Raw genomic sequence first — 21,727 nt, 5'->3', positions numbered from 1 at the left:
TGCGTGTTCGACGCTTATCCTCCGGTCTGCAGCGTAGGGTAAGTCTACAGAGACTCTATCGTTTCAGACGCCCAGGTCATCATCAATTCGCCTCCCCACCAGTTCACGAGGGAGGACGTCAGCGGGCACTAGCAGCAGGAGACGGTCTGCGAGGTAATCGCTGTAGCACGCCAGGATCGTAACGCTATTGGGCAAATCGTCCGGGCCTGGCGCTTCGATGCCCGCCTCCACCTGAGCGCTCTTAACTATCCTGAGAATGTCCTCGCCTAGCCATTGCCTTTCGAGATACTCCCTTTGGCTGCGGGTGGGTTTCGGCCCGAACGAACGCAGCAGATCAGCCACGGTTTCGAGAATTCCTTGGGGGCCCAGGTGTTCCAACGCAGCTTTCCAGAGCATTCCTTCTTGAGGCATCGTGAGTCGTTTACGAAGCATTGGTAGCACAGGATCCTTCTGATGAGACTTTTTCTAGATTGCGAATTCACGCATCTCAACGCCACAGCAAAACTGATTTCGCTGGCGCTGGTAGCAGAAGACGGCAGGGAATTTTATGTCGAATTGCTCGACACATGGCACCTGGACGACTGCAGCGATTTCGTAAAAGAGATCGTGCTCCCTCAGCTGTGGGGTGGCGGCTATAGCTGCCCCATGCTCGATGCCCGGGACAGGCTGTTGGCGTTTCTACGCTCATTCGATTGCATGACTACAGTGGTGACTGATGCCCCGGAGTACGATTGGGAGCTGTTCTGCGAACTCGCGTACTACGAAGGTAAGTGGCCGCAGAATGTTTATCCGGCGCCAACCAATGCACTCAGCCTTGAGCCACTTAACGATGGATCAGACCTTCCGCATCATGCGTTGCTCGATGCTCGGATCATCGCCGGGATGTTTGTCCCGAAAGCCAGTGGCTAGAGACTACCTGCTTGCGCTGACCTTGTGACTAAGCCAAATACCACCCCAGGATGGCGTGACAACTTGTGAATATCTAGCGAAGGGTATATTTGTACTCCTGCGCTCAGGGTGTGATCGAGATGTCAAATACCCACAAAAAAATCAGGCTTATTTGTATGCTATTTGGCTGCAAAAGCAAGCTGAGGGCCTTGCAGGCCCCAAAGAGGCGACAATCGTTCGTGCGGGCCTGGACACAGTCAATTTCCTCAAGATTTACCTTTGAAACCGTTCAAAAAGTCGCTTCGCAATAGATCAAGTGCAAAAAAGCCAAAGAACGACCGTGCAGGCCAGCTCTATCTGGCGGGTTGAGAGCTGGTAGGGACACCGCTGCTTTGCTTTTGGAGACAAACAAAAGAGCTCCGTTTTTAAATTTTGGATTCAAGGGTACCCCTTAAGAAATGTCGCTTTATTGAAAGAAAAGACGCATTTACGACATTTCCTGTTCGCAGGGCGAGGTCGTTGTTGCTAAGAAATCCTACCCTCGACATCTTCTCCGCGGCTAACGGAGCCGAAGATTCAAACTGGGGTGAGTGATCCGCGTACGAACCACTCACCTCATCCTGAGCGAGATTAGTCTCCGAGGAGTTTCTTCACAATCCAGGTCGCATATGGTAAGGCTGCCAGCCCCATGAGTTCGGTCTTGAACTCGCCCATTTGCTGCCAAGTGAACGCATCTACGGCAAGGCCGGAGACAATGATAATGGCCAAAAATGCAGGCCATGCTTTGGCGAACAAGCGAACCAGATCAATACCTGAGATCGAAGCCGCGATGAGGGGATACGCCTTACGGTAACCTTTGCCGATGCACGCTAGGTACAAGGCACAGGCTACAGCGACAGCTAAGAGCACCGACGCGCTCACATTGATTGTCGCGAATGCCCAGCACAGCGTCAGCAATTGGGTGCCCACCCACCCCAGTTGCTTGATGTACTTATTGGCAGTAGTCATTTCGGGAATGGGAAAACGAGGGTCGTATGATGATCCGAACATCTTTCTTCCTAACGTTCAGGCGAGCCCCATGCTCGCTCTCGCCCCCATCGTAATAGTGTTCGACGCGTTCGCCTAACCAAAACATAGCCTTGAAATTCTGCCTTAAAAGACAGAGCTTTGAGCAATGCCCTCCTTCTGCGGTTCCTCAGCGATGGATAGCATTGAGGTCAAGCTGACTTAACATGCCCTCCCCCGACCGAAGCTGCAGTGAGCTCAGCTAGGTCAATTGAACCAACGTGGGGAATGGCCATTCCATCGGTGGACTTAGGTTGCGTCAGTTTCATCAGACACTGGTGGTTTAGGGGCACGAATCTTGTGTTCCCGGAAATCGAAGAAATGGGCGAACAGGCGTTGACATGCACCGATCGAGGCAAGCTCAGTGTGGTCATAGCCCATGGAGCGCATAACCTCGTTGTGGCACATAGCATTTAGCACATGCAGCACAGGGGGCTCTGAAGCCTCGATCGTTAATCGATCTTGCCTGATCGAGAGCAGTTCTTCTTCGCTGGGAGGGCTAAGCAAGCGTTTTTCTAGATCGACGTACTGGCGTACGAAGTCAGCGTGAGCCCTCGCCCTCTGAGCGCTCGAAACCACTAGGTTGATCGTGGAGATGAAGGTGACCAGGGCTGACATGACCAGTGCCAATGATTCGGCTTTTTTACTTAGCACTCCATAAATGGCTGCAGAACCGAACATGACCGAAGCCATGTTAGTGACCTTGTCCAAGGCGTCGAAGTAGGCCGTTCGCCTCAGGTGGTAGCGGATTGATCTGCGAATTGCAAAAATCTGCCTATCCCAATCTATCTGAAGTGAATCTGCCAGATCGCTCATCAGTTCCCTCTACTTGGCCGTGGTCGAGGGGCTGGTGGTTCTAGAGTGTCAAACACGGTATTTTGATCCTTCTTCTCAAATGACTCGTCTCTGAGGGCTTTACCCTGGTCGACCTGCCCTCGTCTACGGGGTACCTGTTTATCGGTGTTACTTGGCTTTTCTGCCATTTTCCCTCCTATTTCGATTGCACTCTGTCCTGATCTGACACTCCGACGGTGGAGATACGTTAAATCTGGAGCATTCGAGCTTGCTAGTATTCGCTGCGCAGAACCAAAAGAATGGCACATAGAAATCGTGGCTGGCGATGATATGGCATTGCGGCTAACCTGCGCTAGCTGGTTCAGAAGCCCCTTTACTACGCCTGCGCGCTCTCCGGTATCTTGCTAGTGGTCTCGCCGTGAAGCACATAATTCACTAAGAACCAAGGCACCCGATCTGGAGTGATGAGTGCCGAACAGATTGCCCCAATCCGAGTGGCGCGCAGAGCGAGAGAGCTATCGCCCAGGAATTGGGGCTTGCAGGCTATGTCCCAGCGCTCTAAGAGCTCTTCAACCTTCCAGACCTTGTGACCAATTTGGAACACATGGTTGATTCCTGCGCGAACGACCGGGTGGTTGAACGCCAGATGACTATCCGGAATGAAAATATTGAGATGTGCATGGTCGAGGTCTACGAGATGCATATCGAGCTCTTCACGTAGGCCGAATTTACTGCAGATAAGCATTACTAGCGCGAGTGTTTCAGACGGTGAGCTGCTCAGTTGTTTCAGCCCTTCTGGGTTCTTCCGCGCCCGTGCCGACAGGTAGCTGTAGGCCTGGGGTGGTTCGAGCAGGGGGCGAGCTAGCCCACCCCCACAGTCAATGAGTGTGCTGATTAGTAGGCTAACAACAAGCTCGCCAAGGCCATTCATTTCGGTCGCACTGACGGCTGTCAGGAAAACTGCCCAGAATGGGGCCTCATCCTCACTCATACCCGCCAGCACGCTTGCATAGTGAGTAGTGAGGTAGCCGCTGATTTCTTCCATGCAACTGCGCACGGCAGAGTCGTCGTTACCCAGTTCATGAGCAAAGTGCAAGGCAGCAGCGCTCCAGCCAAGAATCCTGGATATTCGCTGAGGAAGGTAGAAAAGATCAGGTATGCCATGCCTACAGAGCGCTTTTTCGTTCGAGTGGAGTGACTTTACAATCTCAAGCAATGAACGCTCGCACTCATCGATTAGCCGCTGCGCTAGCACGGCGATACATGCAGCTGAGTTACTATCTTTTCCAGATGACTCTAGCAGCAGCGCAATACATGTAGCGCTCAGCTCGACTAACGCAAAAGAGTTTTGATGGCGACGAGCATTTTTCTCAAGTGAATGCCAGATGCCCTCAATGAAAACGGCTGGTGCATCTGGAAAGGCCTCAAGTCTAGTCATGAACTCAGACAGCACGGGTAGGAGCTTATCGGGCCCTAAATCCTGATCTTGGGCAAACAACAGACTGTAGAGTGCCGAGGAATGCTCACTGATAGCCTGCCCGGCTGGCGATGCTGGAGTGATGCCTGTCAGGCCGAGTAGCGAGGTCGCATGGGTATCACTGGCGTGAGGGTTGCCAAACAGCGGCATGTGACCATAAAGGTTCACCCCCCATACCGAGGGCATTTGCTCAGCATTGGTTTGTTCGGAAACGTGTTGAGCTGCGGGCCGCCCGATGTCAACCAGGTCGAGATATCTAGCTCGTGAGCCAGTGTCCAGTTTTCCCTGCAAGACTTCCAGTAAAGCTGCCGTAGCGTAGCCTCCACAGTCATCCTCATAGGCATATTGATTAGAGGCAGAAGAGACAAAGAATGAGACACCGAAGGTTTTCGACTTGCCGATGACCTCAGGCTTTAGTAGGACATTGAGGTTGGAAACCAAGCCGGCTGCGCTGCAGGCGTCAATGATGACGTTGCAGTGAGCGGCCTTCAATTCGTTGAAGAACTCAAATAGCCGGCTTATGGCATAACCGGTTGTTGATAGACGGTCAGGTCGAGTGTCTCGTAGGCATAGAAAATAGCTGTTGTTAGCCTCTTCGCCATGGCCTGCAAAATAGATCGTGAGGCTTTGGATCTCTCTGTATTTATCCTGGAGCTCAACGAATATGTTCTCAACGTCACCCCTATTTGGGTTGAGCAGGAGGTATGAGTCCTCTGCAGAAGTGCAGCTCAATTCTCCGGCGGTCAATGCAGTTTTGATAGCAGCCGCATCGCTCGCAGCGCCACGGAGCGTATCCATATGCTCGTAACCATCACATCCGATACACAGTAAGACTCGGGCAGCCATAACTACATTTTCCTGGTGAATTTTGCTTTACGCTCGGCCTCTCGTGCGATTGCCTCCCATACCTTGCGTCTCAGAATCTCTACCAATTTGGCCTGGAACTCTGGTGAGCGAGTGGAGGGATCATTTTCAATGAGCTTTGCAGTGGCTGGGCTGCCCCTGAGCTCCGGGCGCGATATCGTTCCATCCTTGTTTACTGAGAACTCAATGCTATTGATAGTTTCGAGCAGGTGCTCCCCTATGCTTTTTCCATTCCCGTCAATGACGTTTCCACTTTCTTCACAGGTGTCTGACAGCATCTGATAGAGAAACCGCTCAAAACTCTCAGCCATACTGTTAACAATTTCTTTCTTTGTACGTTCGATTACGTCTAGCCGCCCTATCATGACATCCTCCATATCGAGCCAGGTTTCATGAGAAAGCGTCTGTGCTTGAGCAACTCGATCTGGCGCATAGCTGTGGTGAGACTGCCAAGAGCCGCCATGGTTGAAGACAAGGGCGTTCTCGCCTCCCCCTACCTGCTTCTGGGCATTTCGAAGCTCCTCGCCAGTTTCTTTGACGAATGCTTTCATCACGCCCTCCGCCTGGGAGTCGAATGGAAATGGGTGATTCCTATCGCGCATCATTGCTCCTAACCCGTTGCCCTAGCTGAACCCGATAATGCCATAACGCCTTCACCAGAGACGCGAGAAAAGTGCCAAGCAAGAAGCTCCAGCGAAGCATGTCAGCACTGACTTACCTGCCCTATGCCAGGGGCGCGTCAGACCAGATTTTCAGCTTCTGCCTAGCCATTGATTCCTGGCTAAACCCGGTGCGAAGATCCTTGAGGAGGCACGCCAATGGATGACCTGACTTGAGCAAGCCATCCATCATGTGCGCCTGGGTCATGTAGTCATGAGGCTTATCCAGCTCCTTTGCTTTCAGCTCATGTAGCCCGTCAAGCGTGCAGCTTACAATCCCACAGCAACTGGCAGCGTTTAAGCTGTTGGCAAGCCCCTGAGGATCAGTGTCCGGGAAGTAGTAGACGCTCGGTGTCGCTTTAGCCAAGGCCGCAGCAGTTGCGATTGAAAATTGTGGTGACCCTCTAAATACCCACGGTGCACCCACCAGTTCTGCCGGCATTTGATAGAGGTGTGATTGCAAGAGAACCTCTAGGTTTTCGATCATGACGAAACAATCGAGGCCAGCTACGAGATCTGCAGGGATAGCCAGTGAGCCACCTTCAGGAATCTCATACTGGCGCTCAGCCAAGACCACCTTACCCTCTGGGCTGCTAACCAGTACCAGGTTTCGGCTGATGACCTCGTTAGATGCCTTCTCTACCCGAGAGCGGCCGGCGAGCTCTATCCTTGAACCCTCAACCTTCCTTGCCTCCATGGGATCCCACTTGGCTTTATCGATCAGCAGGTTCCTGAGTGCTTGGCGATCAGCAGGACTTAGCAATAGCTTGCTACCACTGATCTCACCGACTCCGTAGTGTTGATGAATCGTCTTCCATAGCTTGCCCAACCCAACACTGTCATGCCCCATGCGCACGAGGGTGCTGATCATCTCTATGCTTCGCTTGCTGCGTAAAACGCTGTGGTCACTCATTCGCCGCGTCTCTTGATGCGTAGGGTTAGGTCAGTCACTACCTGGTTCGCGATACCTCTCGGCATGGGTTCAGCTACAGGTTCAAGCACATATCGCAGTGGCTTTTCAGTCTTTTCCGCAACGACCACGAGGTTTCGATAGTAGGCGTCAAGTGCGTACAGCCACACGTTAACGCCATACTCCCGTTCGGCATTGTCGGCCCAATAACGGCTAGCGCTCTGCGGTGTCCGGCTCTCTTTTAAGGCCTCTAGCATTGCCTCCAGGTGCGGCTGGGCAAAAGGAATTGGAGCTTCTACGACCTCCACCTCAGTGGGTATAACGCGTGCCGGCGCCCTGGCCCTAGGATCTTCACTCGCCTTCCTTACCTTGGGAGCGGGCAGCGACTGAATAAGAAGCGCCATGTCGTCAATTGCTTGTGAGTCTTCCACTGGAGGATGAAGGTAGCCTCCAAGAGCTAACGGTGAAGCACTGACCCACTCCGCGGCGTCCGCCCGATCCAGAATGTCATCCAGGTCTGGCACATTCCCAGCTTGGAGCCAGCTCTCGACGGCGAGCACGACCTGGCGCATGCGATTGCGTTTTCTGACAGTAACTCCCAGCTGGTCGAGCCTTTTGATCAGATCAACCAGGCGAGTTCGCTCCCTCATAACTGCATTGTGAAGGGTAGTGATCAGCAGTCGGCGTAATGTCCTATCGCTGAAACACCAGCTTGAAAGCTTGTTGTACTCAAACGAATCGAGCTTGTTAGCCAAGCGCTCCAGTCGTTCGACAGCCTGCCGAATGTCACGCAGACGGTCTTCGAATCTAGGAGAAAAACCGTACCTACCCTCGATAAACTCAGTCGCTGCCCGATGCTCATCGCGCAGATGAGTCACCACCTGTCGAACGGCAAGCCAAATCGACCTTTGCTCCCTATCAGCGTCTGCGAGAGAGAAATCCTTAGCTGATTGGAAGCGCTCACAAGCCTGCTCAATCTTGACCAGCAACTCTTCAAGGTCGGGAGCCGAAAGCTCAAAGCGCTGCGAGCTGATCCTTACGCCCAAGTCGATCAAGAGCGATGAAGGATGAAGACTGCCCTCAAACTCGTCGACAAGGTGCTGTCTGATCAGCCACATAATGCCGTTGGTCATGATCTCTGGCTTGCTTGCGCCTTCTTCGTCCGCCTGGACAATCAATTCAAGGGTTGAGGCGTTGGCAATCAGGTGTTTTCCGAGTGTTGCCCAATCTTCTGCTCTCACAGGATGAACTCACTCTGCGCGTCACCAGCTGGCTCAATCTCGGCTTCGGGCAGCAATTTCTGGTGCTCAACGATCCAGGACATGGCTCTGTAGAGATAAGCCATTTTTCCAGTAGCTATGTAGATAGAGGATGCAGTCCCCTTTCTGATCAAATAGCCCTCCTCCTCCATCGTTTTGAGCACCACGGAGAGCTTGTCACTGTGGCTCTCGCCGCGCTTGGATTTACGGAAAAAGGTATGCCCAGCAAGATCACGCAGCAGATCAGCACAGATTGTGCTGCTCTCTACCTGGGTCAGTAACTCTGCAGTGAATACTTCCTCTCCGGGCGCTAGGCAGGCATCACCACGCCCGGCACGCGCGCATAGCTGAATAAACTCTACAACCGGCCAGATTGCATCTCGGATTCGCTTGAAATCTTCTGAGGCTGCAGCGCGGTCTTTAGGGTGGGACAGATTTACGAAGCGAGAGAAGAACGCACTTGGTTGCTCAAGGTCTCCCAAGCAACCGAGAGTCCTCCCCAGTGGCTGCAGAGCTTGCTCAATGGAGCGAGCATATGTCGCGTTGCATAGCTGGTTGTAGAGCTCTGGAGCAGAGTACCGGCAGATAAAGCGTCCTGCCAACAGGCTTTCGAGGGCATCTCTCATGCGATGATCTCCTGCTCTTCATCAAGCTCCAGCTCTTCATTCAGAGCAGCCAGCCTATCAGTCTCAGGTGCTTGGTACTGTTTGACGTAAACTGCGCCGGAAGGACGGCGATCAAGCGCATAGAGGTGGGTGAAGTGCCGGATAAGCTCAGGCGCACCGCCTGGGAAACCCAGCATGAGCTGAGAGTTACGAGCGTTGAAATACTTGAGCAACGTATATGCGTTGTTCACATCCAGCTCCAGGGCTTCATCGATCGGCAGCAGCAAATCGAAGTCAGCATCTCGTCGAATGAGTTCAAAAAGGGCCTGATAGATCATCCCTACGATGATTTTGAGCTGCCCCGTACTAAGCCCATCTCCCAAGTCTGCCGTGTTGAAGGCAACCTTCTGCACGCCGTTGACCATCCAGCTCAAAGAAACGTCGAAACAGTCAGCAAGCTTTGTTGAAAGCCAGCCCCCAGCCTTCATCCGTCGTTGCATGGAGATCAGGCGTTCATTGAGGGCGTCTGTGGGGATTTCACCAGCAGGCTTAACCCGCCAGCGGTTGTACTGATCGACGAGAGCATCAATATCATCCCATGCACTGATATCGTGGATCCTGGAAACCACTCGGAACTCAAAATTCGTGAACTGCGGAAACGCCGCAAGTACCTCGTTCACCTTCTTCGTTGCCTTGCGGCCTAGCTCCATGATCGACCGATGCAGGCCATTGAGCACGGACTGATTTTCGGCCACCTGGGTGCAAAGCGCTCGAGTACGAGTAATCAGCTTGCTGCGCTGCACGTCATGGCCTTCTGCGAGATAAATCAGCAGTTCAGGTGTGGCGTGGAACCACGCTCGCTCGCCAGTTGCGTCAGCGTGGCGTGATCGAGTAGCGATGTCTTGAATAGCATCGTACTCAGCAGTGTCCCGCGGGCCGCCCATGGCCTCCAGTTCGATTTTTCGGAAGAGATTGCGGCCTTCAGTCCGCTGGCTCTGGGCATCTCGCTGGAGGCGCCCCACCTCGCTCTCTATGTCGGCCGCTGTAAGTTTCCGCAAGCTGTCCAAATCAGAGTTCACGAAAGGGGTGAACTCCAAGCGCTTCAGGACGGAAGAGAGGATCAGCAGGCCCACCTCGATCTGTGAAAGCTGTTCGTTGAGCGCCGACTGGGCGGCCCTAAATGCACTTACTTGCTCGTTACGGGCTTGTACCAGCTCGCGAACCTCATCAAGAATGCGGCTCGTCATTTCGGCTGCCTGAAGGCGAGCTGCCTCAAGGGCCGGCAGTTTAGGAAGGTCATCCTTGAGCCAGAGCTGATAGTTGCGAAGCTCGGACTGATACTGGCTGAGTAAGGTGAGCTTCGCATTTATAGCTGCTATCTCTTCCTCAAGCTTTGAGATGATTGCGGCATCCACCCCAGCTTCGGAGAGCTCATTCAATCGCGCTTGATGGTAGGACTTGAGCTTTTCCTCCTTCTCCTGGTCGAGCTCGTCGCAGGCAGCTTTTTTTAAGCGATCGATCTCTCCCAGCTGAGCCGCTGTCTCCGCCTTAATCCTCTCCACGATAGCTTTAAGGTTCTCAACGTACCCTCGCTGAGTGTCCTTGAGCTCCTGGCGTTGGGTGCCGTGAAGGTTAAGTTGCTGCACAGCCTCAGCTACGGCGCTGGAACACAGTGACCGCTCGTGCGCAATTTGTTCTGCCCCATCCTGCTCTAACGTAGAGATCAACCCTTGCAGGGCCTTAATGTTTTCAAGATACTTGTTCTGGCGCCCAATAATCTCAGCCTGCCCTGCCTGATGAAGCCTCCGTTGCTCCGAAAGACCAGCAGCTTTGCGACTGAGATGTTGCTGTTCCTCCTCAATCTCCACCAGGTGCTGGTTCGCCAGTGCTAGGCTCGACTCGATGGCATCGCTGTTGGCCTGCGCTACAGGCTGAAGCCGATCCAGATCTAACTGAATTCCGTAAAAGCCTGATGTATCTAGCGCTCCAGTCGGTGACAGGTCAGACCGCAGCAGAATTTCAGGATTGATAACGCGAGCAATGGATTGCTCCCATGCAGGGCACTCAGCACGGAGAAACGCCAGCAACGTGTCATCACTCGGATTGAGCTGGCGACTCAACAAGTCCACTTCAGCACGCAGTTGTTCCCGGCGACTTACTAGGTGTTGCTGATCATCCGCTACGGCCTGTTGATCTTTAGCGAAGCGGCGTTGCTCTGCTTCATGCGCGGAGAGCTCAACCGATATCTTGTCCAGCTCGTCACGGATAGCCTGCACAGCTCTTTGCTCATTTTGGATTGCTTCCGCAGCCTCCGGAAGCAACCGTATTGATTCCAGGAACGCAGCCTGCTTCCTGTGCTCAGCAAGGGCTGTGGCTAGAATTGTATTTTTGCTATCGTGGGCTTCGAGCTCGGCAGCGTGCTTTTCACGAACCAATTCGGTCTGTTGCTCAAGCTGTTCTAGTTGCGCGAGCGACTGTGCCCTGAGATCTGCCTGCTTGGAATCGGCCTCTTGAGTACGCTTCGCCTTGCGCTCAAGAACCGAGCGAATGAGATCTCCCTCCAGCCTTTCATAACGGTGTTGGATTCCCTGGCCCTGATCAACGAGCACGGTGTGCTCCTCGTTCAAGACACGGAGGCCTTCCTCGATCGCTGTTCTTGAGAGGTAATCATTCATCAAAGATGGGATGATACTTTTCTCAAAATCAGCGCGTTGAGCGTTCAGCTTCTCAACATCAGCTACTGTTTCTCTCTCTGCCCGACGCGCACTCCCTAGGCGCTCCTGGACAGCTTCATTTTTGTCGTTGTAAACGTCCGTTGCAGTGCTTTCGCGCTTACGAGCCTCTTCAATTTGCTCCTGAAGGTTCACCTTTCCAGCCAAAGCCTTTTCGTGCTGATCTGACGCAATCCGTTTCAGTCGACCTTGCTGCCCCTCATTGGTTACTAAGCGCGGATGCAGCTCTGAGAGGCGATTGATTAACGGCCGGATGCGAGACTCCATGATCAGGTAGCTGGCACGGCTATCAACCGCGCCGGTGAATGCAGCTAAATCCATCCCTGAGAGATCCACGCTCTCGACTCCAGTCTCTTGCTGAAGGATCTCCTTCATAGCCGATTTCATGGAGTCAAACGTGCCTTTAGACTCCAAAAGCGAGAACATCAGGTTATCGATGCCACCAAAATGGTGCCTAAAAGGTGCGAGCGAATAGGTACGTCGAAGGGCTGCAATCAAGCGTTTGCGGTCGGAAGAATTGATGCCTTCAAGGTCAGCTACACCTGTGTTGTACTGGATGACCCTAAGGTAGTCGCGTGGAGTGAGCTCCGGAGTGCAGTCGATTCGCATATTCGCAGCACGACGCTGTAGACTGCTCGGCTCGACTAAAAGACCAATGGTTTGATCTACGTACAAAAGCTCGGCATCCCAAGGACTGCTTACCAGGCGATACGCGTACCCTGATGAGGAGCGATGAAGCACTGCACATCGCGGCACATTCTCATGATTCAGGTACTCAAAAACGATGTAGCTAGTGAAGCTAGGCAGATAGTGGTCGGCAAAGCTGGATGTGTTTGTCCCCGCCTTGACCATCCTGCCGGCACTGGCTCCGTAGAAAAGTGGAATGAGCTTCAGAAAGGTCGATTTACCAATGCCATTGGTACCTGTCAGGCAGGTATTGGCATCAACAAGCACTTCGGCCTTGTCGCCGGCACAAAGAGAGTCAATCAGAACGATGCGGAGCAAACGTGACATAGCAAACCTCTGAGGAAGGAGTCACGTGGCGTGCCCACAAGCGACCAGCTAAAATGAGCGCCACTAGAGATCATAATGATCTTGTGCCTGGACGATAACGATCCCGGTGCAAGCTTGCAACTGAGGTTTTATACAGTGAGTTCGACCGAAGAACTTCCGCAGCTGTCGCAGAAGCAGCGCGATCGACTGGCTTTCATCGAGCTCCAGGCGTGGTTTTGTGGGGCAGTCTCGCGCCAAGACATCGTTCAGCGTTTTGAGCTACAGACAGCTGCAGCCACTCGCGACCTGGCGCTTTATCGACGACTAGCTCCACAGAATCTGACTTTTGATAATCGTACGAAGGCCTATGAGCCGGCCGACGATTTCAAGCCGATTTTTGAGTTCACTTCTGAGCAGGTACTCACCTGGGTTAGTCGAGGGTTTGGTGATGCAGAGCCATCCACCTGGACTCCAGGTATCCCCTGCCTGGCTCAACCACAGCTTGCGAAGCCCCGGTTAGACACTCTTGCGTCTATTTGCCGAGGGATTAAGCGTGGGCACGCGGTGAGGATTGAATACGAGTCCCTGCGTGAGAAAAGCGAACGGGAGTTTGTTCCCTATGCGCTGTTCGACAATGGCCAGAGATGGCATGTGCGCGGATTTGATCGGAAGAGCGGTCAATTCAGGGATTTCGCGATCACTCGTATTACGGGTGTGAGCGCGGTTGAGGGAGCTGTACTCCCACACGAACAAATGGACGAGGATGATCAGTGGAATCACCGAGTAGAGTTGGAGCTTGTGCCTCATCCTCAGCTCGGGCGGCCAGAGACCGCGCTGCTCGACTTTGGTATGGATGAAAGCGCTACGCTGAAGATTCGGCTCCGCTCTGCTGTAGTCGGTTACGCCCTCCGTCAGTGGTCAGTTGACTGCAGTCCTGATCACTCTCTCAATCCACTTGAATTTCGTCTCTGGTTGAAAAATCCATTGGCGCTTTATGGGGTTCATAACCTCGAGTTGGCTCCCGGCTATCCGCGTATCGACGGGAAGTAATGCTGGGGTAGCGCAGCCCCATGGTTGCCCTGCGTATTGAGCTGCCGACCTCGACTCGGGGCCGTCCACCATCTATGAGCTGAAGGCAATGTAAGCAACGTTGCCTTGCAGCCCTATGGCCAGCCGGCCTGGCGCCGAGTGCTCATGCAGATGCAGGCGCCTTCCTGACCTCCTCAATTGGTGCATCACTCCAAGCAATCCCAGCATGGGATGAATTTTTGCTGCTCAGGGCGCTAGCGGCCAGGGTCGTCAACTTCCTTGGCGGTACGGTAGGTGCTGAGCTCCACTTCAGCTTTTTCAAGCCTTTTGACCAATTCGCTCTCTCGCTGCTGGCCTGCTGTAGCATCCGATCGTGCGTCGATTACATCCTTGGCCTTCGCCTCCAATTGCTGCGTCAAAAGCTCCTTGGCGCCTTCGCCTCGAGCAATTGCTGCGTTCGCGATGCCGAGATCTCCTTTCAAGCGCTCGAGAGCATCTCGCTGCTGCGAAATCTCTTTGGTCTGCTGGCGACTCTCGCCAATCAATCGCTCATTGTCACGAATGAGTCGACTGATCTCCTCTTGCTTAACCATTAGCGTCTGCTGGATGACTGTCAGCTCTTGCTGCATCTGATAGACCTGGGATTCATGGCGGCTCAGATCCTGGTCTCGCTGCTCCTTGACCGAAGCACGGTAGTGTTCGAGGGCCTCCCGGGCATGTGCATGCTTTTGCTCCAAGGATTGGATCTGCCCATCCTTCTCTTGAACCCGCACCTCTAGATCAGTGCAGCTCTGGCTAAGCCTGGCGTTGCGGGTAAGCTCAGTTTGCAGCGTGGAATGAGTCGTTTTGAGATCTTCATCCTGCGCTTGCATAGCTGACTGCAGAGTGGCTATCTCGTCTTTCGCTTGGTCTAGCTGACTTTGAAGTGTACCGACCTCCTGCTTCATCGCCTGGCGTTCAAGATCGAAGGAGGCGCGCTCATGCGCCAGCGCCTCGTTCCCTTCCTCCAGCAAGCGCTCCAGCATCTTGCCCACTAGCTCAGTCAGCTCATCGCTTAACCTCGAAGGGGAAGCTGATGGTCGAGGGTCATGAGCCTCGATTTCCTTCAAATAGCGTTGAATTGTCGTCTTTGAGCCGGTATTTCCAAGCTCTATGCGAATCGCGTCGATGCTCGGGTTCTGGCCTCGGGCTACCAGCGCTTCACGAGCTTTGCGCACCAGCGCCAGGTTAATGCCGCCTCTAGCCATGATCACTCCTACGATTTCGTACTGTTTTACGTTTCATGTAATTACATGGCACTTTACCATGCAAAAAGTGACTTTATACCAAGATTTCTGGTAAGCCATAATCGAGGTTTATCGCTTGTCAGCCTTATGAGCAGGGGTAAAATGGCCTGAAAGGCGGTACAAATGATGGAAGCGAGCCACCGCCGGCTCGAAACGGGTAAATTAGGTGGTAGAAGTGGTGAGCAAGGCAGACAGATACCTAGAAGCGAGCGTTCGTCAGAACACGTCGAAAAGCTATGCAGCCGCCCTCACCCATTTCGAAGTGACCTGGGGTGGATACCTACCCACAACCACAGAGTCAGTAGTGCGCTACATCGCTGAGTACGCTGACCAGCTGGCGCTTAGCACGCTCAAACAGCGTCTGGCTGCTCTTGCTAACTGGCATCAGAGCAACGGCTTCCCCGACCCCACCAAAGCACCCAAGGTTAGGCAGTTATTGAAGGGTATTCGGGCGCTACACCCAGTCCAGCAAAAGCAGGCAGCCCCTCTAGCGCTGTTGCATCTCGAAAAGGCAGTGGCGCACCTCGAAGATGAAGTTGCCCGGGCACGTGCTGTCGGCAACATGACCGCTTTGCTGAAGGCGACTCGTGATATCGCCCTCTTCACCATCGGTTTTTGGAGAGGGTTCCGCGGAGATGAGCTGGCCAGGCTCACGATCGAGAACACGCATGCCGAGCGCTACGTCGGGATCAGGTTCTATCTGGGTTCGACCAAAGGAGATCGGCAGAACATCGGTCGCGAGTACAAGACACCGTCGTTGAGCAAGCTCTGCCCAGTGGAGGCGTATTTGAATTGGATCGAAGCTGCCGGTCTAACACACGGTGGCGTGTTCAGGGGCATTGATCGCTGGGGTAATATCAGCGATCGCCCGCTTGCAGCCCACAGCCTGATCCCGCTCCTTCGAGACACTCTGGAACGGTGTGGGTTGCCGTCCGAGATCTACAGTGCCCACTCGATCCGGCGAGGATTTGCAACCTGGGCGGCAAGTTCAGGCTGGGACATAAAAACGCTTATGGAATACGTGGGATGGAGCGACATGAAATCTGCGCTTCGCTATGTAGAACCTGCACAGCAATTTGGCGGGCTCATCAGAAAGATAGACTGACTGCTAAAGTGCGCGCCGGTGAGCGCCGGCGCGAGAAGGCAGGGGTGAGGGATCGCCTCAAATCGACCCTACTCCTTCGACTTCCGGGGCTGTCGCCCCTTTGTGCCATCGTCTGTCGCAGCCTTTTTACGTCGAACTTGTTTGGGCTTCGGTTCCGCAACGTCAACTGCCCGACGCTTTGTAAGATCGATGCCTATGACCCGTACATCTTCGACGTGTGGGTAACGACTGGCAAGTACCGACCAGTGGCTCTGCAGCGCTTCAATGAGTTCCGAAAAGCCTACCGTCCGACCAGTGTCCGGTAACGTCCATTTAGAACCTGCCTTCTCGCCCTGATGGACGAGCAGGAAGATTCCTCGACTCGATCGCCTGTCCCGTAGATAGTCACCGCATAGCTGGGCATCTAGGCGCTCAAAGAGCTTTGGCCCTGTCCATTTTTCAGCAAGCTTCAGCTCGGCCGGTACCGGCCCAATACCGGCTCCCGCATGGAATCGAAGGTCTGGTCTTTTCGCATCAGCCAGCTCCTCTTCTTGGGGAATCATGTAGCGGGTGCCTGCGCGTTGCTGGCACCAATCACCGATGTAGTTTCGCATCTCTGTCTCAAGCGTTACTCGCTTCAGAACCTCTGCGATGCTGGAGTCGCCATCCTCAAGGTCTCGTTTAAGGTTTTCAAGCCGGTCAACGGCCAGATACCAGAGGTCACGATGATTGTTTGGCGTACGCTCGAGTTCTTTGTGGAAATCGACGACCTGGCCTGGCGACCATGCCGACATGTCCGCGTCTGCTGTAGCTTTTCCTTTTGCCCAAGACTCAGCCCAAGGCCTGTATTGTTGAGATGGGTGCTTTAGAGATATCTCCATGAGCGCAAGGTAGGCCTCCTTTCCCGGAATCGCCCGGATGTCAGAGAAAAGCGCCTCACGTGCATGCTGAGCATCATCTCGCAGACCTGGTGAAAAAACGCCGCCGCCACTGCGATCGATATCGTCTTCAACCTTGATGTGCTCGTGCATGAGCAAAAAAAGTGCTTTGAGGTGGTTGACGGTCTTGAAAGCTTGCCTTGAACCCTTGTCGCCGCGGAATGTTCCCATCAAAGCAATCAGGAAGCGCATTGCAAAGTCAGACTTGGCCGTTTCGCTCGTCTGAGCGAGACGCGAAGTCAGTGCGGGGACAGCTACGTCTGGATCAGTTCCCACCCAAAGTGCGTACCACTTTGCTGCTATATCGAGATCTTTAGCGGATAAGGCATTCTCGGCGGCTAAAGCGGCAAGGGCCACGTCCTCCAGAGAGGACTCCTTCAATACCGCAAGCAATTCACTTAGGCTTGCGGGATCAGAGATGGGCTTTTTGAGGCGCTCTAAAATCAATGGCGCCAGGCTGTTGAACATCCAGGGCGTATTCCATGCCACCTTGTGGAGCACCTCATTTTTTGGCATGTCAGAAGCGCTCGCTTCCAGCTCGTACGCAATCTCACCGAACACCAGATCAGTGACAGTCTCAGGCTGGAGGTCGTACAGCGCAGTGAGCCAGGACGGGAACCCATTGAGCTCTAGCAGAGCATATCGAGTGGCCAGTGCCACATCAGCTGGGCTCAACCGATTGAACGAATCGGTTTCTTCGGAGGACTCGATGATCAGACCTGCAAGCCCAAGTATGACCTCTGTACTCACAGAGTTCGGCGCGGCTCCCTCCGAGCGGAGTTGCGGGCGGTAACCGCGCCAAAAACCTATTGCGCCCTTTCGAAAAGCACGAGCCACCTCTTCGCCAAACATTGGAGTTAGCGCAGCCCAATTTCCGTCGCCCCAATGAAGAGAATCGGAGCTGGCGTTCTGCATGACTCTGAGGAGATAGGCTTGATCATTGGTCGCTTTCCCGGGGGTTGGCGGCTGTGCTAGCTCAGCCAAATGAGCAGTCAGATGCTCCTGCCATTTTCGCTCCCGATTCTCCCGCTCCTGCTCCCGCGCTTCCGCTTTCCGTTTGTTTTCGGCTTGCTCCTTTATCAATTTTGCACTGTAGTCAACGGCTGGCCGCTGATACTCTTGGAGCTTTGCCTCTAGCTCAGGCTGTCCGAGACTCAGGCTATGTAATTGGTGGAGTGAGTCTGCCGGGCTCTCCATCTGCTGGTGCCACGTATACGCCTTGGTAAGGGCGATCAGCTTGTCATCCAGCAACGGGCGTTGTGCAATGTCGGAGCAGAATGTGTCGAAATACTGGCTGTCGAAACTCCAGTAACTGGCATGCCCGTCCACTTGCCAATACTCGTTTAACCCTTCCCCCTTACTGGCCCGCTCAGCCCGAGACTCTGCCACGTCATGCCAGAAGAGCTGATGATTCAGCTCTGGCCATTGGGGCACGCGCTCTCTCAAGCTCTCGTCCACTGTCGAAGTATCACCTTCACCGTAGATTCTCGCCCTGGGGATTTTTCTCATGACTGAGAGTACCTCGGCATCGAAGGTGCTAGGGGCCCGGGCCTTGATCAAACGATCGACCATCAGGCCTGCAGCCTTCAACAACCAGCCGTAGCGCTTGGAGATGCGGCAGTAGCTTTTGTCTGTGAACGGAGGAACCTCCAGGAACTCGTTCAGTCGGGCCGTAAGGCTGCTGAGGCGCTCAAGCGGTACCTGGGAAAGATAGTCCGGGAGAGATCTAGTGAGCCGATCGGAGGAATATCGCGCGGGCTTGGCTGCTCGCTTAACAGCTTCGACAAGCCATTCAAGGGAGCAATCATCCACGGGCAGATCTTGGACAAGCTCGGCTAACCATTCCCGGTCAATGTTTTCGCTCTCTGATAGAACAGCAGTACGAACCTCTTGTCTCTCGGCAGAAGTACCAACTGCCGAAAGCGCTCGGAAGGCAGCGATTCGCGTGTATTTTTCTCGAGAGCTCAATGCAAAAGCCTTGGCTTCAGCCGCAGCTCCTCGAAGCTCGCCCTGCCAAACCATACGAAGTAGAAATCCGGCAATGTCACCATCTTCACCGTACTCAGCCAGAAGCGCTTTGATGTCAGGGGTCAGATCCTCGTTCGCAAAGCGTTGCACGGCAGAATATTCGGGAAAGGACAACGCGTTAGCGGGCCCACTCATCCGCTCACACAGCTGACGTAAAATTACACTACGCGTCGCAAGAGGCAGTTGGCTGGGGTCTCCCCCCTCCAAGAGCACCTCGGGTGCGAGACGAGTGACCCGCTCCAAGATGCGACCATCAAGAATCGCCAGCCAAGGCAAAATAGGCCGCATTGTTGGGACGATTACCTCGAGCCCGTACTGCGAGCGGAAAAATAGATTCTCGATCTGCATCCGCGAGGCATCACTAACAATCAGCTTGTGAAGCCACTCAGCCGTCAGGAATTCGCGTACAGAACGATGATGGAATCGGACAGTCCCGTAGATGCCTTGCTCGAAAATAGGTCGGCCAAGGAGAATCTCACATGCTGCATCATCCCACTTCGGTAGAACCTCTTTGACAGGGATCCCCTTTCGATTGTCCACGCCGTCTGGCACGCGGATCGCCGACTCCTGGCCAAGCGTGCAAGCGGCAGCGATTAACTGTGCCCCTTTTCTGAGCTTTTCCATAGATATCGGCTTCAGCGCGGATTGGTCGGGCTTCGCTTCCAGAAGACGGCGAGCAACGCTTGCCTTCATCAACTCGAGCCTCGAGCCCATTTTTTGATTGGCTTGCCAATACTCGATGAGCTCGGTGAGATCTTGCGGGCGAGTTGTTAGGTCTGCTGCATCTGCTCGCTCTACCGCGGTGAGAAACTCACGTATGTCCTCTACACCCTTGCCTGATAAGAACGACTCCATCTGCTTGCCCTGAATATCCTCAAGGCTGACGATCAGAAAGGATGACGCTCGCTGGCGAGGCTTCCTGATGACATTGAGATCCTGATCATCTTGCTCAAAATCGTTGTCAGTAACCTTGTGAGGCAAGTGTTGATGGCACAGAAGGTAATCGGACTTTGCTCGCCAGGCGGTGCTACGCCCCGTCAAGATCACATGCGCTGATTGAGCTATTGGAGCGATCAGACGGCCAATTTTTTTAATCGCGAGCTCAAAATCCTTGGGATCACGTAAGCGGGCTTCGTCAACAGAGTCGAGCAACAGCCAGCCCTCCTCCCCGGAGCCCACCCACGCCTTGAACTCTTCGTGGTCACCTTCCTCAAAGGCATCTTCGATATCCGACCTCACATGCTCCAAGCGGATAAAGAACGCGTGCTTACCTTCCTCCCGTAGCGTGCGGGCCACATGGCGAATCTCCTGAGTCTTCCCGGAACCTGCCTCAGACAGGATCACTACCCTATGGTGCGCCAAGAGATCTTGCCATTGCAGCTGCTGACCGTTGAGCGTACGTCGGCCGAGCGCAGTGTTATCGTCATCCCCGGGATCAACAGCTAACTCATGGAACGTGCGGTTGATTTGGATGTAGTCACTCGAGAAGGCAGCCATTGCAAAGGGTCTCCTGGGCGAAGGGAAGCGGCATCGAGCATACCCTACGGCAAGATAGGTTTGGTCGCCGGGCTTGCCTGTTTTTGTTGAAACTGACGATGAAAAAAGGGCCGTGGAATCAACTCCCGCGGCCCTTCACGACTACATCTGTTCCGCTAGCTTTTGCCTGCTAGAAACGCTGTTCAGGTACTCATCTGCATCGAGATCACAAGCAGGCGACATATCCTCCACGCTTGAGCCACCTTCCACCTTTTCCAGCCAATGAAGCACGGCTTTTTTCATGAACCAGTGTGGCGTTCTATCTAGCGAAGCAGCTGCTTTTCTGATCCGCTCCTTGGTCATGGAGTCAAGCTTGATGCCTGCCGTTGAAGAGTTCATCCCGCCTCCCTTTTTGGCCTACGAAGCAGCCACTGCCACTTGCCGCTCACGCTGTTTCACACGCCGCCCATACGCCAGCAGCAAGCCGATGTACCAGAGTGGCATGAAGTAAAGAGCTGTACGCGTCAGATCCGGAGCGAAGTGTAGATTGGCGTGAGGCCGGAAACTTGCGCGTGGCGACCTGCCCGGCGCAGGAGAAATCGTTGGCAGACTTCTTGAGCAAATGCCAAGGGCTCGGTGTTGAAAAGTACATTCAGCCACTCAATGCAAGGCAGGTCTCTGAGATCATCGGCAGCAAGGTCTTTGGCAACGGAATCTTTTTCCCTGAAGCCGGTAACGTGCACCCTGGAAAGATGGTGCTGGCGCTTAAACGCTCTGCAATTCAGGCAGGTGTAAGATATTTGAGAACACGCAAGTCGAACGGATCGATGAGGCTGAGGGTGGCCGCCAAAGGATCAAGGTGCAGGACGGCGTTTTGATCTCTCCTCAAGTGGTGCTGGCAACCAATGTTGGCCTTTCTCAGCTACCGGGCCTTGGCAAAAAGCTGAGTATTTTTTCTAGCTTCGCCACGATGTCGAACCCATGTGAGGACGCCCTGGAACAACTGAAATGGCATCAGCCCGTCGGAGTCAATGATGCAAGGATGTTCCTGCATTACTTCCGAAAGACTGCTGACAATCGTGTGCTCATGGGTTCTGGCTCAGGGCCTATTGGCTTCACCCAAGATGCGTCTAACGATCGTCTAAGAACCGACATGAACAGTCTGCTGCGAGCTCAGTCCGGAATGGCCAGGCTCCTTCCTGGCGCCAGCAAGGCAGGTTTTGCAAAGACCTGGGGGTGGCCAATCGACGTCTCCGCAGATCGCGTGCCTTTCTTTGGAACACTCCGACCAGGCGTGCATTACGGAGGTGGTTTCTCCGGACACGGGGTTCAAGCTACCTGGATTGCAGGGCAGTGCCTTTCGTCCCTGGTGACGGGCGTGAAGGACGAATGGAGCCAGTCCATCTTCTGCCAAAGAGCGGTACCTAACTTACCCCGGAACCAATTAAATACCTGGGGGCGAACGCCATTCGTTGGGGTGTACTGAACTGTGAGGAAGCGGAGCAGCTCCATCGTCGCGGCAATATTGGCGCTCAGGGGCTTGCTGCTTTGCCTACTCTTCTTGGGCTACGCATTGGGGTGCGTTGAGAAGCATTGTATGAATGAAAAGAGGCCGCCAGGCCTCTTTTTTCATGCTGAG

Annotated in this window: 17 protein-coding genes; 5 read left to right on the top strand and 12 right to left on the bottom strand. The window is 54.0% G+C overall.

The genetic code is table 11. The features are described from left to right. Nucleotides 1–63: 63 nt before the first annotated feature. On the bottom strand, nt 64–342 hold the full coding sequence (locus ACTYOL_RS13215; RefSeq protein ID WP_444758075.1) for a hypothetical protein: 279 nt from the start codon (nt 340–342) through the stop codon (nt 64–66). Nucleotides 343–453: 111 nt separating this feature from the next. Here ACTYOL_RS13215 and ACTYOL_RS13210 point away from each other — a divergent pair, with 111 nt between their 5' ends. Further along, nucleotides 454–909 carry a hypothetical protein gene (locus ACTYOL_RS13210; protein WP_444758074.1) on the top strand — a complete coding sequence of 152 codons (456 nt, stop codon included), beginning with the start codon at nt 454–456 and terminating at the stop codon, nt 907–909. A 609-nt stretch (nt 910–1,518) separates the two neighbouring features. On the opposite strand, the gene ACTYOL_RS13205 is transcribed toward ACTYOL_RS13210, so the two are convergent. From ACTYOL_RS13205 to ACTYOL_RS13170, 8 genes are all read right to left on the bottom strand, one after another. Then, nucleotides 1,519–1,938 carry a hypothetical protein gene (locus ACTYOL_RS13205; RefSeq protein ID WP_286099873.1) on the bottom strand — a complete coding sequence of 140 codons (420 nt, stop codon included), beginning with the start codon at nt 1,936–1,938 and terminating at the stop codon, nt 1,519–1,521. A gap of 264 nt (nt 1,939–2,202) precedes the next feature. After that, entirely contained in the window at nt 2,203–2,769 is a 567-nt protein-coding gene (locus tag ACTYOL_RS13200) for a hypothetical protein (RefSeq protein ID WP_286099874.1), read from the bottom strand. Nucleotides 2,770–3,124: 355 nt separating this feature from the next. Then, nucleotides 3,125–5,071 carry a caspase family protein gene (locus ACTYOL_RS13195; RefSeq protein WP_444758073.1) on the bottom strand — a complete coding sequence of 649 codons (1,947 nt, stop codon included), beginning with the start codon at nt 5,069–5,071 and terminating at the stop codon, nt 3,125–3,127. Nucleotides 5,072–5,073: 2 nt separating this feature from the next. Further along, nucleotides 5,074–5,640 carry a hypothetical protein gene (locus tag ACTYOL_RS13190; RefSeq protein WP_444758072.1) on the bottom strand — a complete coding sequence of 189 codons (567 nt, stop codon included), beginning with the start codon at nt 5,638–5,640 and terminating at the stop codon, nt 5,074–5,076. A gap of 172 nt (nt 5,641–5,812) precedes the next feature. Then, on the bottom strand, nt 5,813–6,661 hold the full coding sequence (locus ACTYOL_RS13185; RefSeq protein ID WP_286099877.1) for a DUF7281 domain-containing protein: 849 nt from the start codon (nt 6,659–6,661) through the stop codon (nt 5,813–5,815). Next, on the bottom strand, nt 6,658–7,899 hold the full coding sequence (locus tag ACTYOL_RS13180) for a hypothetical protein (RefSeq protein ID WP_286099878.1): 1,242 nt from the start codon (nt 7,897–7,899) through the stop codon (nt 6,658–6,660). The genes ACTYOL_RS13185 and ACTYOL_RS13180 overlap by 4 nt, the downstream gene beginning before the upstream one ends. Continuing rightward, nucleotides 7,896–8,543 (bottom strand): hypothetical protein, encoded by a 648-nt coding sequence (locus ACTYOL_RS13175; RefSeq protein WP_286099879.1) that lies wholly within the window; start codon nt 8,541–8,543, stop codon nt 7,896–7,898. Before ACTYOL_RS13175 ends, ACTYOL_RS13180 begins: the two co-directional genes overlap by 4 nt. Further along, on the bottom strand, nt 8,540–12,268 hold the full coding sequence (locus ACTYOL_RS13170) for an ATP-binding protein (protein ID WP_444758071.1): 3,729 nt from the start codon (nt 12,266–12,268) through the stop codon (nt 8,540–8,542). The genes ACTYOL_RS13175 and ACTYOL_RS13170 overlap by 4 nt, the downstream gene beginning before the upstream one ends. Before the next feature lie 75 nt (nt 12,269–12,343). Between ACTYOL_RS13170 and ACTYOL_RS13165 the strand changes: the two genes are divergently transcribed. Further along, a complete protein-coding gene (locus tag ACTYOL_RS13165) occupies nt 12,344–13,297 on the top strand; it encodes a helix-turn-helix transcriptional regulator (protein WP_286099881.1) in 954 nt (317 codons plus the stop codon). 233 nt (nt 13,298–13,530) lie between these two features. Here ACTYOL_RS13165 and ACTYOL_RS13160 read toward each other — a convergent pair whose 3' ends face one another. Then, the gene (locus ACTYOL_RS13160; protein ID WP_444758070.1) at nt 13,531–14,523 is read right to left on the bottom strand and encodes a DNA-binding protein; all 993 of its coding nucleotides are present in this window, start codon (nt 14,521–14,523) and stop codon (nt 13,531–13,533) included. A gap of 217 nt (nt 14,524–14,740) precedes the next feature. Here ACTYOL_RS13160 and ACTYOL_RS13155 point away from each other — a divergent pair, with 217 nt between their 5' ends. Continuing rightward, nucleotides 14,741–15,667, top strand: coding sequence for a tyrosine-type recombinase/integrase (locus ACTYOL_RS13155; protein WP_444758069.1), 927 nt, complete (start codon nt 14,741–14,743; stop codon nt 15,665–15,667). Between the two features lie 68 nt (nt 15,668–15,735). On the opposite strand, the gene ACTYOL_RS13150 is transcribed toward ACTYOL_RS13155, so the two are convergent. Continuing rightward, nucleotides 15,736–20,109 (bottom strand): NACHT domain-containing protein, encoded by a 4,374-nt coding sequence (locus ACTYOL_RS13150; protein ID WP_286099884.1) that lies wholly within the window; start codon nt 20,107–20,109, stop codon nt 15,736–15,738. Nucleotides 20,110–20,250: 141 nt separating this feature from the next. After that, nucleotides 20,251–20,487, bottom strand: a complete 237-nt coding sequence (locus ACTYOL_RS13145; protein WP_444758068.1) for a ribbon-helix-helix protein, CopG family — start codon at nt 20,485–20,487, stop codon at nt 20,251–20,253. Between the two features lie 173 nt (nt 20,488–20,660). Between ACTYOL_RS13145 and ACTYOL_RS13140 the strand changes: the two genes are divergently transcribed. Together ACTYOL_RS13140 and ACTYOL_RS13135 are read left to right on the top strand one after the other, a co-directional pair. Beyond that, the gene (locus ACTYOL_RS13140; protein WP_444758067.1) at nt 20,661–20,966 is read left to right on the top strand and encodes an FAD-dependent oxidoreductase; all 306 of its coding nucleotides are present in this window, start codon (nt 20,661–20,663) and stop codon (nt 20,964–20,966) included. Then, entirely contained in the window at nt 20,948–21,574 is a 627-nt protein-coding gene (locus tag ACTYOL_RS13135) for an NAD(P)/FAD-dependent oxidoreductase (RefSeq protein WP_444758066.1), read from the top strand. Before ACTYOL_RS13140 ends, ACTYOL_RS13135 begins: the two co-directional genes overlap by 19 nt. Nucleotides 21,575–21,727 lie beyond the last annotated feature (153 nt).

The sequence above is a fragment of the Pseudomonas sp. A014 genome (genome assembly GCF_052378495.1).
Lineage (GTDB): Bacteria > Pseudomonadota > Gammaproteobacteria > Pseudomonadales > Pseudomonadaceae > Aquipseudomonas > Aquipseudomonas machongensis.
Note: the sequence above shows the minus strand (reverse complement) of the source record. Positions and strands in the feature narration are given on the sequence as shown.